The 14,022-nt window shown below is 71.2% G+C and carries 11 protein-coding genes; 3 read left to right on the top strand and 8 right to left on the bottom strand.

Features of this window, described 5'->3' with window-relative positions:
- Positions 1-145: 145 nt before the first annotated feature.
- From AC1DCG_RS18915 to AC1DCG_RS18890, 6 genes are all read right to left on the bottom strand, one after another.
- Positions 146-1,087: a hypothetical protein gene (locus AC1DCG_RS18915; RefSeq protein WP_477030818.1), complete on the bottom strand. Its 942-nt coding sequence runs from the start codon at positions 1,085-1,087 to the stop codon at positions 146-148.
- Between the two features lie 246 nt (positions 1,088-1,333).
- A complete protein-coding gene (locus AC1DCG_RS18910; protein WP_205691742.1) occupies positions 1,334-1,516 on the bottom strand; it encodes a hypothetical protein in 183 nt (60 codons plus the stop codon).
- Complete coding sequence (locus AC1DCG_RS18905) at positions 1,513-2,595, bottom strand: PepSY-associated TM helix domain-containing protein (RefSeq protein WP_477030817.1); 1,083 nt, start codon at positions 2,593-2,595, stop codon at positions 1,513-1,515. Before AC1DCG_RS18905 ends, AC1DCG_RS18910 begins: the two co-directional genes overlap by 4 nt.
- Positions 2,596-2,602: 7 nt before the next feature.
- On the bottom strand, positions 2,603-4,768 hold the full coding sequence (locus AC1DCG_RS18900) for a TonB-dependent receptor (RefSeq protein ID WP_477041605.1): 2,166 nt from the start codon (positions 4,766-4,768) through the stop codon (positions 2,603-2,605).
- A 510-nt stretch (positions 4,769-5,278) separates the two neighbouring features.
- Positions 5,279-6,115, bottom strand: coding sequence for a C40 family peptidase (locus tag AC1DCG_RS18895; protein WP_477030815.1), 837 nt, complete (start codon positions 6,113-6,115; stop codon positions 5,279-5,281).
- The gene (locus AC1DCG_RS18890) at positions 6,115-7,533 is read right to left on the bottom strand and encodes a leucyl aminopeptidase family protein (RefSeq protein WP_477030814.1); all 1,419 of its coding nucleotides are present in this window, start codon (positions 7,531-7,533) and stop codon (positions 6,115-6,117) included. The genes AC1DCG_RS18895 and AC1DCG_RS18890 overlap by 1 nt, the downstream gene beginning before the upstream one ends.
- An 86-nt stretch (positions 7,534-7,619) precedes the next feature.
- Here AC1DCG_RS18890 and AC1DCG_RS18885 point away from each other — a divergent pair, with 86 nt between their 5' ends.
- Complete coding sequence (locus AC1DCG_RS18885) at positions 7,620-8,453, top strand: tetratricopeptide repeat protein (RefSeq protein WP_477030813.1); 834 nt, start codon at positions 7,620-7,622, stop codon at positions 8,451-8,453.
- Between the two features lie 136 nt (positions 8,454-8,589).
- Positions 8,590-10,686 (top strand): SGNH/GDSL hydrolase family protein, encoded by a 2,097-nt coding sequence (locus AC1DCG_RS18880; RefSeq protein WP_477036887.1) that lies wholly within the window; start codon positions 8,590-8,592, stop codon positions 10,684-10,686.
- Positions 10,687-10,902: 216 nt separating this feature from the next.
- Here AC1DCG_RS18880 and AC1DCG_RS18875 read toward each other — a convergent pair whose 3' ends face one another.
- Entirely contained in the window at positions 10,903-11,490 is a 588-nt protein-coding gene (locus AC1DCG_RS18875) for an NUDIX domain-containing protein (protein ID WP_477030811.1), read from the bottom strand.
- 76 nt (positions 11,491-11,566) lie between these two features.
- On the opposite strand from AC1DCG_RS18875, the gene AC1DCG_RS18870 reads away from it, so the two are divergent.
- Positions 11,567-12,325 carry a DeoR/GlpR family DNA-binding transcription regulator gene (locus AC1DCG_RS18870; protein WP_477030810.1) on the top strand — a complete coding sequence of 253 codons (759 nt, stop codon included), beginning with the start codon at positions 11,567-11,569 and terminating at the stop codon, positions 12,323-12,325.
- A 69-nt stretch (positions 12,326-12,394) separates the two neighbouring features.
- Here the strand turns inward: AC1DCG_RS18870 and AC1DCG_RS18865 are convergent, their stop codons facing one another.
- The gene (locus tag AC1DCG_RS18865) at positions 12,395-14,005 is read right to left on the bottom strand and encodes a sensor histidine kinase (RefSeq protein ID WP_477030809.1); all 1,611 of its coding nucleotides are present in this window, start codon (positions 14,003-14,005) and stop codon (positions 12,395-12,397) included.
- Positions 14,006-14,022 lie beyond the last annotated feature (17 nt).

Raw genomic sequence — 14,022 nt, 5'->3', positions numbered from 1 at the left:
CCGATTTTCCCCGCGAAGGCGGGGATCCAAGCTGACGTTCAGGCTTGGGCGCGGCCGTGGACTATCGGCGACCTCGGCTTGGGTCCCCGCCTTCGCGGGGATGCTCGGTGAAAAATCGGGGCAAGCGATTGAATGTCGATCCGCCCTAGGCCTCGGCTTCCCACGCCGCCAGCGCGCCCAGCGGACGCAGGCGGGCGAACAATCGCTTGATGTTGGCGTGGTTGGCTTCGCCCATGGCAACTAGGCGCGACAGGGTCTGTGGCGGGGCGATGGCGACCCAGCCGTCGTCGCGGCGCAGGCAGAAGCCCTGGCCTTCCAGGCCGTTGAGATGGCGGCGCACGGTCTCGGGCGGCACCCGCAGCGAGCGCGCCAGGGCCGCCGTCCGCGTCGCGCGGCCGATGCGGGCCGGATCGGCCGCCCAGTCCGGCAGGGCCTCGCCCGGCAGCACCTCGATGTTGCTCACCACCAATTCCAGCAGCACCCGGCTGGCGATCAGGGCGCCGGTCAGCAGGATCAGGTCGTGGCAGGTGCGCAGGACATACTCCGACAGCGCCCAGTTCACCGCCCGCAGCGGCGGCTCCTGCACGGGCGCGGGCGGCGCGGCCAGGTCGTCGGGCAGGGCGCCGATGGCCTTCAGGTCGTGGTGGAAGCGGCGGGCGCGCTGGTAGCGGCCCAGCATCTGATCGCGATAGGCCTCGGTGGTCACCGCGCCGTTGGGCACGACCACGCCTTGCGGGCCGACCACGCACAGGCCCTGGCGGGCCAGCCGCAGCACCCGCCGGCGCACGGTCTCGAACGGCAGCACCAGCGACTGGGCGATGGCGTTGACGCTGACCGGCCGGCGCAGCTCGTCCGGCGCCGACTGGTCCGCCCCGCCATAGACGGCCAGCAGGGCCGGATCGCGCATCACCGTGGCCATGTTGGCGTCGAGGGCGGCGGTCAGGATCCAGGCGTCGAGCAGGTCGTGCTCGCCGCGGGTGATCTCGATGGTGTCGCGCACGTAGGCCAGCGAGGCGCGGACTTCCTCGGCGAGGCGGCGCGCCAGCGCGGGTGCGGTGGGAGTGGATGTCGCCGGCTGGTCAAGCATCGGTGGAACAGAGCAAGCGTCCGGATCGGGCGCAAGGGCGACCGTCGCTCAGAATGAGTAGCGAGACGAGTATTTTTATCCCGTGACCCCCGCTTACAGTCCGCGCCGTCCGATTGCGGGCGTTCTCGGGGGAGGGCGACGCCGCGACCGTGAGTGATCCGGCTGGGGGGGCCGGAAGACGAACGGGGGGAGCGGGAAGCGTGCGGGGGCGCGCCTCCCGCTCCTGGGACCGCTCCGGAAAATCGATCAGCGCCGCCGCGCCGCCAGCGCCCAGACGGTCACCACGACCGAGGCGCCCAGCGCCGCCGCGCCGATCCAGTCCCAGGCGCCGTCGTCGAGCAGGGCCGCCACCAGGCCGAACAGGCTGAGCGCGGCCACCACCACCGGGATGCGGAACACCTGCCAGAGGGAAAGGTGCGGGCGGCTCATCGCGCGCTCCGGTGCTTGACCAGCCACAGATAGACGCCCGAGCCCAGGATCACGATGGTGGCGATGTCGAGCAGCGCCCACAGGATCTTCAGCGGCAGGCCGCCATAGTCGCCGAAGTGCAGCGGCTGCGACAGCGACAGGGTCTTCACGTACCAGGGCGTGGGGGCCACGGCCGACAGCTGGCCGGTGCGGGCGTCGATCAGGGCCGGGGTGGTCAGGTGCGCGGTCAGCGGCGTGTCGCCGTGGAAGAACACCGCGTAGTGGTGGTCGGTCGAATAGCTGCTGCCCGGGAAGGCCACGAACTGCAGCTGCTTGCCCGGCAGGGCCAGCTTGGCGCGCTCGACCGCGGCGGCCAGCGAGCTGCGCGCGTTCGATGGCGCGGGCTTGTCATAGGCCTGGGTCAGCTCCTTCAGCGCCGTGTTCTTCCAGTAGCCGATGATCGGCGTGGCCAGGGTGTTGACCACCCCGGTGACGCCCACGACCAGCACCCAGGCCAGTGTCACCGCGCCCAAGAGGTTGTGATAGTCGAGCCAGCGGGTGCGGGCGGCCTTGCGGGCCCGCACCGTGCCGAACGGCAGCTTGCGCATGAACGGGGCGTACAGCACCACGCCCGAGACCAGCGCGATCACCAGCAGCAGCCCCATGGCGCCCAGGAACAGCATGCCCGCCAGGCCCAGGAACATGTCGGTGTGCAGCTGGAGCAGGAACTCCATCACCGGATGGCCCGCCACCGAGGGAGCGGCGTCGCCGCTGGTCTGGTCGATCGGCTGGAAGCTGTAGCCGGCCTGGCCGGGCTTGACGGTGGTGACGTTCACCACCGGCCGCTCGACGTCGAAGCTCATGAAGGCGGCCACCTCGCCCGGCTTGCGGGCGAGCGCCGTCTCCAGCACCTGGTCGAGGCTGAGCTTGGGCCCATCGGGATGGGCCGGCGCCCACGCCTGGCGCATCGCGACCTCCTCGATCTCGTGGGTGAACACGAGCGGCAGGCCGGTGACGCACAGCATCAGCAGGAACAGGGTCGAGACCAGGCTCGACCACTTGTGGACCCACGACCAAGCGCGAAGCGTCGACGACTTCATCGGGGCCTTAGAAGTCCGTGGTGACCGACAGGCGCAGGGTGCGCGGGGCGCCCAGCGTCAGGTAGTTGGCGCCCGGATAGCCGCCGACGGCCACCCACTGGTTCTTGTCGGCCAGGTTCTCGATGCGGGCCCGCAGGGTGACCGGACGATCGCCGGCCTCGAAGGCGTAGCGCGCGCCGATGTCGAAGCGGGTCCACGAGCCCAGCTCCACCGTGTTGGCCTCGTTGGCGGCCTGCGAGCCGGTGTAGACCGCGCGGCCCTCCAGCGTCAGGCCGTCGAGCGCGGCGACGTCGTACTCGAGGTTCAGGTTGGCCTGGAACTCCGGCACGCCGATCGCCGACTTGCCTTCCAGCGCGGCGGTCTGGGCGCGGTTGATCTTGGTGTCCATCCAGGTGGCGCCGCCGATCAGGCGCAGGCCGGGCGTCAGCTCGCCATAGGCCGTCAGTTCGACGCCCTTGTTCTCCTGCTCGCCGTCGGCGCCGTAGATGCGGGTGGCGGCGTTGAAGTACTCGCTGGGCTTGGTGGTGCGGAAGACGCTCAGGGCGCCGCCGAACGCGCCGCCGTCGTACTTCACGCCCGCCTCGGCCTGCTCGGCGCGGAACGGCGAGAGGATCTCGTTGCCGTTGGCCACGGTCACGCCGTTGACCACGGTGGGCGCGATCTTCCCGGGGACCAGGGCCTCGGCGTAGTTGGCGTAGAGCGAGATCTTGTCGCTGGGCTTGTAGACCACGGCCACCGCCGGGGTGGTGGCGTCGCTGTCGTAGGCCACGCCGCCGACGCCGGTGTTGTAGTCGTAGGTGCGGGTCCAGATCTCCTGGTAGCGCACGCCCACCGTGACCAGCAGGGCCTCGTCCAGGAACGACAGGGTGTCGGCGACGGCGACGCTGCGGTTCTTGGCGCGTTCGGTGACGTTCGGGTCCGACAGCGAGCCGCCGATGAAGAAGTCGGCCGCCGGCTTGGCGACCTGCACGGGCGTGTAGAGGTTGCTGGCGAAGCCGGCGAAGTTCGAGAACGCGTAGGCGTTGCGCGACTTCAGGTCGACCTGGGCGATCGAGGCCACGACGCTGTGGCCGACCGGACCGGTGGCGAACTTGGCGCGCAGGCCGACGTCCGCCKACAGGATGGTGTCCTTGCGGACGTTGTCGAAGCGATAGGCGCTGATCGTGCCGTCCGGCTGGGCGGTCGGATTGGCCAGGACGTTGTCTTCCTTGCCCTTGCGGCCGCCGACGGCGGCCCAGGCGCTGACGTTGTCGCTGAGGTCGAACTCGCCGCGCGCCGCGCCGAACAGCTGGCGCTCGTCGGTATAGGTCCAGTCCTGGGCGAAGTTCTTGTCGGCCGACGGGGCCTTGGGGATGGCGCTCGCCGGGGTGACGGTCGGGCGCGGGGCGTCGATGTGGTGGTCCTGCCAGCCCAGGTCGGCCGAGAAGCGGGCGCGCTCGCCGCGGCGGTCCAGGCCCAGGCCGATCACCTTGAGGTCGCGCTTCTCGCCGTCGACGGCCGTCTCGCCGCCGTGCAGGCCGAGGTTCAGGCGCGCGCCATAGGCGTCGTCCTGGCCAAAGCGCCGGGCGACGTCGGCCTTGGCGTAGAGCTGCTCGCCGCCGTCCCAGCCGGCGGTGAAGCGGGTAAGCGGCGCGGCGCCCGCGCGCTTGGGCACCAGGTTGAAGGCGCCGCCGACACCGCTGCCGCCGGGGGCCGCGCCGTTCAGGAACGAGTTGGCGCCGCGGAACACGTCCACGCGCTCGACCAGTTCGGCGGCCACGAACTGGCGGGGCAGCACGCCGTAGAGGCCGTTATAGGTCATGTCGTCGGAGTACACGGGGAAGCCGCGCACGACGTACAGTTCCTGGAAGTTGCCGAAGCCCTTGCTGACCCGCACCGTGGGATCGTTCTGCAGCACGTCGCCGATGCTCAGCGCCTGCTGGTTGCGGATCAGCTCCTCGGTGTAGCTGGTCACCGCGAAGGGGGTGTCCATGGTGTCGAGCGCGCCCAGCAGGCCCACGCGGGCGCCCTTGGCGACCTGGCCGCCGGCATAGGCGGGCGGCAGGCGAACCTGCGAGCCGGTGACGATCACTTCCTCGACCGCCGTCGGGGCGGCGTCCTGGGCCAGGACGGGGCTCGCCGCCAGGGGCGCGAGCAGGGCGGTGGACAGCAGCAGGGCGAGGCGGGACGACACGGCATTTCTCCGACAGGTGAGAATGCGTCGCGATAGAGGTAAAGCGCTGTCATGACAACAACGCGGCGCTCGACGGGCGAGTGCGGCGGTAACCCGTTGCCGCAACTCGCGTTTCGGCTGCAACAGTGTCGAGTATCCGACACTTTCGGGCTCCGGCCTCCTCCAGGCCGAGCATCCCCGCGAAGGCGGGGATCCAAGCTGACGTTCAGGATCGAGCACGGCCGTGGATGGGCCTGCAGACTCGGCTTGGGTCCCCGCCGTCGCGGGGAAGGACGGAGGGTGGGGTGTCCAGGCTGACCGTCCCTAGGGTCGGTACTCAATTGGCCGGGGGCAATGGGTTATCTGTTTCAATAGCCTATAGCAGTTGTCATCCCGGCCGCAGCGCAGCGGAGCGCCGGGATCTCCCACAGTTCAGACCCTGCAACGTGGGAGATCCCGGCTCTACGGATCGCTGACGCGCTCCTCCGGCCGGGAAGACACGTTTTTTTGCACGCCAATTGAGTCCAGTCCTTACGGCCGCCGCCACCCGGTCGGCTGGCCCACGCCAGCGGCGTCGATGCGGGCGATGGCTTCGTCCAGGGGCTCGATCGCCACGGCCATGTGGTGGGCGTTGGCGTGGACGATGGTGTCGCGGTCCAGCAGGATCGCCACGTGGCCCTTCCAGAACACCAGGTCGCCGCGCCGGCGATCGGCTTCGTCGATGGGCTGGAAGAAGCCGAACTGCATGTCGGTGTCGCGCGGAACGGCCTTGCCCGTGGCGGCCAGGGCCTGCTGCACCAGGCCCGAGCAGTCCAGGCCCAGGCTCTCGCGCCCGCCCCACTGGTAGGGCGCGCCAAGGAAGCCGAGGGCGACCTTGGCCGGGTCGACGGCGGCGGGCAGGCCGATCGGCGCCAGGTGGGCCTCGATGAACCAGCCCGTGCCCGCGCCCTTGGCGAAGCGGCCCTCGTGGGCCTCCACGCTCACCAGCGCGCCCAGGGAATAGAGCCCGGCCGGCCGCGACTTGATGTCCGGCGCGTCGAACGCATAGGTCCGCAGCACCGCCACCTGGTGGGTGGCGGCCTCGCCGAGGGGGCCAAGCGCGGCCTCGGCGACCCAGCCCACATAGCCGTCGCGGGCGGCCTGGCCCCAGGCGAAGCCGTCCTTCACGTCCAGCACGGCGAACCGCTCGCCGAACAAAAGCTGGCTTTCCTGTTCGGCGTCGGGGGCGGGGGCCTTGCGCAGGGCGGCGGTCGGGACGGCGACCTGGCGGGCCTTGGGCGCGTCGTAGCGCTCGGCGGCCACCCGGCCCTCCAGCGCGATGTCGGCCAGGTCCGGTCGGGCCAGGGTCAGGCGACGATCACCGGCCATCAGGCGAACCGGCCCTTCAGCATCGCATAGAGGCCGCGGATGGCCTGGGCCTCGCCGCCGCTGGGACGGCCAGGGGCGCCCTTGGGGTTCCAGGCGAAGATGTCCAGGTGCACCCACGCGCCGGTGGTCGGGGCGAAGCGCTGCAGGAACAGGGCGGCCGTCACCGAACCGGCCTGGGCCCAGCCGTCGGGATCGTTCTTCAGGTCGGCGATGTCGCTTTCCAGCGCCTCGCGATAGCCGTCCCACAGCGGCATGCGCCAGACCGGGTCGGCGGCCTTGCGGGCGGACGCCTCGATCTGCCCGGCCAGGGCGTCGTCGGGCGTGTAGAAGGGGATCACCTGCGGCCCCAGCGCGACGCGGGCCGCGCCCGTCAGCGTGGCCAGGTCGATGGTCAGGGCCGGCGACAGCTCGGCCGCGCGGGTCAGGGCGTCGGCCAGGATCAGGCGGCCTTCGGCGTCGGTGTTGCCGACCTCGATGGAAAGACCCGCCCGGCTGCCGAGCACGTCGCCCGGGCGCATGGCGTCGCCGGCGATGGCGTTCTCGACCACCGGAACCAGCACGACCAGGCGCACCGGCAGCTTGGCGGCCATCACCATGCGGGCCAGGGCCAGGGCGTGGGCGGCGCCGCCCATGTCCTTCTTCATCAGGCGCATGCCGGCCGAGGGCTTGATGTCCAGGCCGCCGGTGTCGAACACCACGCCCTTGCCGATAACGGCGACCACCGGATGGGCCTCGTCGCCCCACTGGATCTCCAGCATGCGCGGGGCGCGGTCGGGCACGGCGGCGCGGCCCACGGCGTGGACGGCCGGATAGTTCTGCTCAAGCAGGTCGTCGCCGACGATCGCCGAGAAGCTGGCGCCGAACTGTTCGGCGATCTCGCGGGCGATGGTCTCGATCTGGCGCGGACCCATGGCGTTGGCCGGGCTGTTGACCATGTCGCGGGCCAGGGCGCAGGCGTGGGCGATGGCCTGGATCTCGGCGATGTCGACGCCTTCGGGCGCGACAAGGCGTCGCGCTCCGTCGGCGCCGCGGGCCTTGAAGCGGTCGAAGCGATAGGTCCCCAGCGCGAAGGCCAGGGCGATCTGGGCGGGGTCCAGCCCCTCGGGCGCGGCGTGCAGGCGATAGTCGCCGGCCGGCAGCCTGGCCGGCAGGGCGCGGAAGGCCATGGCGTCGGCCTTGCCGCCCTTAAGGCGTTGTCCCAGGCCGAAAAGCACGCGGTCCAGGGCGCCCTCGGGGGTGGGCACGACCACCGTCTGGCCGGCCTTGGCCGAGAAGTCCGACAGCTGGGCGAAGCCGCGCACGAAGCTTGGCCGGGCGTCGAGGAAGGCCGCCAGCTCGTCCTCCCACAGGGCGTGCACCGGGATCACGGGACCATCGGTCGCGCCGCGCGAGGACGAGGTGATCAGGGGTTCGGTCATGGGCCGGGGCCTTCGCGAATTTATGCTTAACGATTCCTTGAGGGGGCCGCGCGATGCTCGGCCGACCTTTCGGAGACATGCCTTCCATGTGTCGCAAGCCCGCCCTGCTCGCAACCGTCCTGACGCCCATTCTTCTGCTGAGCGTTCCGGCCCTGGCCGCCGACAAGGGCGACAAGGCGGCGGGCAAGGCCCAGGCCAGCGTCCAGGCGCCCGCCCAGCCGGCCGGTCCGCGCAAGGCCAGCGCCGCCGAACGGGCCGAGGCGCGCCGCTTCGACCCCCTGGCCCGCGCCGCCTTCTGGAGCAACGAGTTCGAGTCCGACCCGCGCGACGCCGAGGCGGGCGTGGCCCTGTCCCAGGCCCTGCGAGGGCTGGGCCGCTATGACGACGCCGCCGCCGCTTCGAGCCGGGTGCTGGTCTCGCATCCCAGCGACGTCGAGGCCCTGCTGGAGGCGGCCCGGGTGCAGCTGGCGCGCGGCGAGGGCTTCTTCGCCATCGAGCCGGCCAAGACCGCCGCGGCCGCCGCGCCGCGCGACTGGCGCCCGCAATCCCTGCTGGGCGTGGCGCTGGAGCAGTCCAAGCGCGACGACGAGGCGCTGGCCGCCCACCGCCAGGCCGTGGCCCTGGCCCCCAACGAGGCCGCGCCGGCCACCAACCTGGCCATGTACCTGGCCGGTCACGGCGACCTGGCCGGCGCCGAGGTCCTGCTGCGCAAGGCCGCCGCCATGCCGTCCTCGACCATCCAGGTCCGCCAGAACCTGGCCCTGGTGGTCGGCCTGCAGGGCCGCGTCGACGAGGCCGAAAAGCTGGCCCGTCAGGACCTGCCGCCGCAGATGGTCGACAACAACCTGGCCTGGCTGCGCGCGGCGCTGGGCCAAGGCCAGGCCACCCGCACCTGGGACGCGGTCAAGGCCGGCGGCTGACGGGCGGTCCGACGGGGCCTGCCCCCGGGGCGCGCAACCGGAAAAAGAACGCCGCGCGCCAATCCATCGATCGTTGATATTCGAACGCTGCTCTCTATTGTCCGGGCGACTGCTTTGCTGCCGGGGGGGAGTGGGTATGCGTGCGATCCTTGTCGCCGTTCTGGGTCTTGTGAGCCTTGGCGCCGAGGCGGCCCGCGCGCAGACCGTGACCCTGGACTGGACCGTCGCCGACCGCTTCCGGGTGTTCCGCGCCGCCGCGCCGCCGACGACCCTGAGCGCCGACCCTGGACCGAGCGCCGCCGACGTCTTCCTGGAAGGGCTGCGAGGGACGCGGGACAAGGCGGACGGACCCTATCCGGAAAGCGCGTCCTACGAACGGATCGTCGGCTTTCTGAGCGGGAAGGTCGAGGACGGCGGTCCGATGAACGGGCTGCAGCCCTTCGAGGCCACGCGGTGGCAGGGCGCGGGGCCCGGCCGCCGGGCCGACGGCCTGACGCTGCAGCGCCCCGCCGCCGAGCGGGGCTACGAGCCGGGTTACCTCTATCCCAAGGCCTATGTCGCGCGGGTGTGGGTGGTCGGCGGATCCGGGGCCGACACCTGCGACTGGACGCTGGCCGGAACCGGCTCGGCGCTCTCGCTGCCTTGCGACCGCGCGGTGCTGGCGCCTGTCGCGGCGGCCCCGGACCATCAGGGCGGGGTGGCCCGGGTGACGGTCGCGGTGACCCGGAACGGGGCGGCGGCGGGCGGCGGCGAGGCGTCGATCCAGATCCGCGACCGGCTGGTCATCGGCCTGGGCGACTCCTACGCGTCGGGCGAGGGCAATCCCGACCAGCCGCAGGCGTTTCCCGCCGATTTCCAGACCTCGATCCACGACTACTGGACCGCCAGCTCGGACCCCTATGATCGCTGGTGGCGCGTCGGGGCGGTGCTGCGCACCATCCGCCCGGCGCGGTGGTGGGATCCGATCTGTCACCGCTCGCTCTATTCCCAGCAGGCGGCCGCGGCCTTCATCTATGCGGCCGAGCATCCCAAAGAGGCGGTGACCTTCGCCTCGTTCGCCTGCAGCGGCGCCGAGGTGCTGGACGGCGTGATCGCCAGTCAGCAGAACCCTCCGGGGGTGGCCGACTTCGGGGCGCCCGAAACCAAGCCGTCCTTCAAGCTGAAGGCGCAGATCGATCAGGTGCTGGAGCTGATCTGCGACGGCCCCCTGCACAAGGATGCCGAAACGGCCGTCATCGAGGTGACGGGTCTTGCCGCGGCGCTGAAGCTCGAGCCCGACCAGCGGGCCGCCTACGCCAGGACGGCGACCCGCAAGGCGGCCAGATGCGCGAAGGCCGACTTCCAGCTGCGCAAGCCCGACATCGTCCTGATGTCGATCGGCGGCAACGACATCGGCTTCGCCGGCGCGGTCAAGAACGCCCTGCTGCCGACCCAGGCCAGCGACCCGATCGGCCAGCTGGTGCTGGCGCGGGTGCGCTCGGGGATCGGCGTCACCCCCACCTACGTGGCCCATCGCAAGATCATGTTCGACCTGCCGCGGGTCTATCCGGTGATGCGGGGGCTGATGGCGGGGGTCGCGCCCGAGGGAACCATCGTCATCCAGACCCCCTATCCCAATCCGCTCTATCGGGACGGGGCCGAGCGGCGCTTCTGCCATGGCCTGCTGGACAACCAGCTGTTCACGTCGATGAACGGCATGTTCCCCGACCACAAGATCAAGCCGGAAAACCGCTGGCGCATCGGGATCGACGAGACCGAGGGGCGCGAGGTCTACGAGTCGCTGTTCACGCCGCTGAACCTGGCCGTGGCGACCAACGCCTCGAACGGGGGCTGGCGGGCGGTGCAGTACGGCGAGGCCTTCACCGGGCGCGGCTGGTGCGCGGGCGACGACGCCGAACGGCGGACCTTCGCCTTCCCGGCCATGGCGATGGAAACCGAAGGCGAGGCCGTGGGCACGTGGGGCTGGGCGCCGTTCAATCCGGGGGAATGGGATCCCTACAAGCCGCGCACGCGGCTGTTCCGCACCTCGAACGACGTCGTCCTCACCCAGATCGGATCGAGCGAGCCGTTCGCCAAGCTGATGGTCAACCTGGGCAACCGCTCGTTCTTTGCCAGCTCGGGGATCTTTCACCCCACCGCCCAGGCCCATGTGATCATCGGCCTGAAGGTCGCGCGCGAGATGGAGAGCGCCCTGGCCGAGCCCGCGCCGCGCAGGCCCGGCCTGGCGCCCTGAGGCGGGCCCTAGGGTCTGGACTCAATTGGCGTGCAAGGAAACGTGTCTTCCCGGCCGGAGGACCGCGTCAGCGATCCGTAGAGCCGGGATCTCCCACGTCGGCAGGTTCTGAACTGTGGGAGATCCCGGCGCTCCGCTGCGCTGCGGCCGGGATGACAACTGCTACAAGCTATTGAAACAGATAACTCATTGCCCTCGGCCAATTGAGTACCGACCCTACCCCGCCGGAAACAGCCGCAGGGCCGCGTACTGCAGCAGCATGATCGTCTTGGCGTCGCGGATGGCGCCGGAGTCGATCATCGCCAGGGCCTCCTCGATCGTCGCCTCCTGCACGGCGATGTCCTCGCCCTCGTCGGCCTCGCCGCCGCCGGCCGACACCCGGTCGCCCGGTCCGTACTCGCCGACGAAGAAGTGCAGGCGCTCGGTCACCGAGCCCGGGCTCATGAAGGCGTCGAAGATCTTGCGCACGGCCTTCACCCGAAAGCCGGTCTCCTCCTCGACCTCGGCGCGGATGCGGGCCTCGGGCTCGGCGTCGTCGAGCAGCCCGGCCGGCGCCTCGATCAGCAGGTCGTCGTGGCCGTTGACGAAGGCCGGATAGCGGAACTGGCTGACCAGCACGACGGTCCGCCGGGCCGGGTCATAGAGCAGGATCGTCGCGCCGTTGCCCCGGTCGTAAGTCTCGCGCGACTGGCGCTGCCAGGTCCCGTCGGCGCGCAGGTACGAGAAGGTGGTCTTCTTCAGCGTGTACCAGTCGTCGGACAGGACGGAGACCTCCTCGACTCGGACGCGATCGGCGATGGACATGGCGAAAACTCCGGAGGCCTGGATCGGCGCTTAAGTTCGTGCAATATCGTGCGGAGTCAAGAAAGTTCGTGCAATCATGCTGACATCCGAGCGCAAGGCGCTGATCCTGCGGGTGCTGGGCCGGGACGGCCGGCTGGTCGCCAAACCGTTCAGCCAGGAGTTGGGCGTTTCGGAGGACACCATCCGCCGCGACCTGCGCGAGCTGGCGGCCGAGGGGCTGCTGCAGCGGGTGCACGGCGGCGCGCTGCCGGCCTCGCCGGCCACCGCCGCGTTCGGCGTGCGCGAGGGGCGGGCGACGGCGCAGAAGGTCCGGCTGGCGCGGGCCGCGGCGCGCCTGATCCAGCCCGGCCAGATCGTCTTCCTCGACGGCGGCACCACCAATGTGCAGCTGGCGCGCGGCCTGCCGGCCGAGCTGCGCGCGACCATCGTCACCCACAGCCCCAGCATCGCCGTCGAACTGGCCGGCCATCCCGGCGTCGAGGTCGAGCTGGTCGGCGGGCGGCTGTTCAAGCACTCGGTCGTCGCGGTCGGGGCGGCGGCGGCCGAGGCGATCGCGCGCGTGCGGGCCGACCTCTTCTTCATGGGCGCCACCGGCCTGCACCCCGAGACCGGCGTCACCACCGGCGACCCCGAGGACGCGGCGATCAAGCGGCTGATCGCCCGCCAGTCGGCCGAGACCGTCGTCCTGGCCACGCGCGACAAGCTGGGCGCGGCCTCGCCCTACGCGATCCTGCCGCTGGCCGAGGTGGGCGCGGTGGTGGTCGAGCCGGACCTGCCGCAAGAGGCGCTGGCGCCGCTGCGGGCGGCGGGCGTGCGCGTGGTCGAGGCCGGCTGACCCGGATCGGGATACGGCAATTTCGACCGCGCTTCCCTGCATGCGCGGGGAAGTACGACGCTGGGGGTTCTAGGCTAATCGCCGGGACGCCGGCTGCTCGGCGGGCAATCCCGCCTGCGCCTCGACGACGAAGCGGCTGCCCCGGCCGGGCGTGCTGTCGACCTGGATCGTTCCGCCCATGGTCTCGACGATCTGGCGGGTGATGCTGAGGCCAAGCCCCGTGCCGCCCTCGTGGCGCGCGGCCTCGCCCACCTGCTCAAACGGCCGGAAGATGGCGTCCAGCTGGTCGGCCGCGATGCCGACACCGGTGTCCTCGACCGTGAAGCGAAGACGCGCCGCCTGGCCTTGGCCGCCCTCCAGGCGCTCGACCCGCAGGGCGACACGGCCCGCGTCGGTGAACTTCACCGCGTTGCCCAGCAGGTTGATCAGCACCTGCCGCAGCCGCTTGGGGTCGGCGACGATCTGCGTGGGGACCTCCGGCGCCAGGGCGACGGCGAAGTCCAGGCCCTTCTCCTCGGCGCGCAGCCGGAACATCTGGTCCAGCTCGGCGAGGCACGCGGCGAGGTCGAAGGCGACCGGCTGCAGGTCGAGCTTGCCGGCCTCGATCTTGGCCAGGTCGAGAATGTCGGTGATCACCGCCAGCAGGTGCTCGCCGCTGGAGCGGATGGCGTCGACGGCCGTACGCTGCTTGGGGTCGAGATTTCCCCGGCTGAGCCAGTAGCTGTAGCCGATCACCGCGTTCAGCGGCGTGCGCAGCTCGTGGCTCATGTGGCTGAGGAACTGCGACTTGGCGGCGTTGGCGGTCTCGGCGGCGATGCGGGCGTCCGACAGGGCGCGGGCTTCCTCCGCCTGCTGGCGCTGGCGGGTCTCGAACTCGCGGCGCATGCGCAGCAGGCGGTGCGCCAGGAAGGCGCCGATCATCAGCAGCCAGACGCTCAGGATGATCAGGTACCACTGCTCGTCCGACAGCTGGACGCCCTCGACGCGCACCTGGTCCATCGACGCGGCCAGCGAGCCGGGCGGGGCGCCGCTGACGGCGACGGCGATCGAGCGGACGTCGGAGAACTCGGGCGTGATGTCGCGCCGCGACACGCCGTGGCTGGCCAGCCACCATTGCTCGGGCTCCAGCCGGTCGAGCGGCACGACGATGGTGTTGGCGCCGGGAGACACCGAGACCTCGGCGGCCAGCGGCAGGTCCTCGGCCTTGCCGCGCAGGGCGGCCGGCGGCGCGGTCTTGACCAGCACCTTCAGCCGGTCGGCCTGGCCGCTCCAGTTGAGGCGGACGGTCAGGGTCTGGTAGCGCGAGAAGTCCAGGCCGCGGGCGCGCGAGCCCAGGTTCAGCTGCAGGCCGTAGCCGCAATAGGTGTAGGTCGCGCCGGCGCGGATCTCGCACGACCAGGCCATCGGCCGGCTGGGGTCGGGGGTCACGGTCGAGCGGCCGCCGCTCTCGCCGTCGGCGAAGGCGTAGCCGGCGAACTGCGGCGATCCGGGCGTCAGTTCCAGCGCCTGGCGGGTGAGGGCGCTCTTGCCCAGCACGGCGGCGAAGGTGACCAGCACCAGCAGGAAGATGACGGCCTCGACCTTGAGGTCGCCATAGCGCAGCCAGCCGGCGTCGTTCTCGTTCGACGCGGCCGTAGAGGCGGCCCTGCGTTCGAGAAGACGGGACAAGCGCTGCGGCAAGAGACGCTCCTGAAAGG

The sequence above is a fragment of the Caulobacter sp. 10L414 genome (assembly GCF_056395525.1).
The sequence above is the reverse complement of the archived record's forward strand: the minus strand, read 5'-3'. Positions and strand labels throughout refer to the sequence as shown.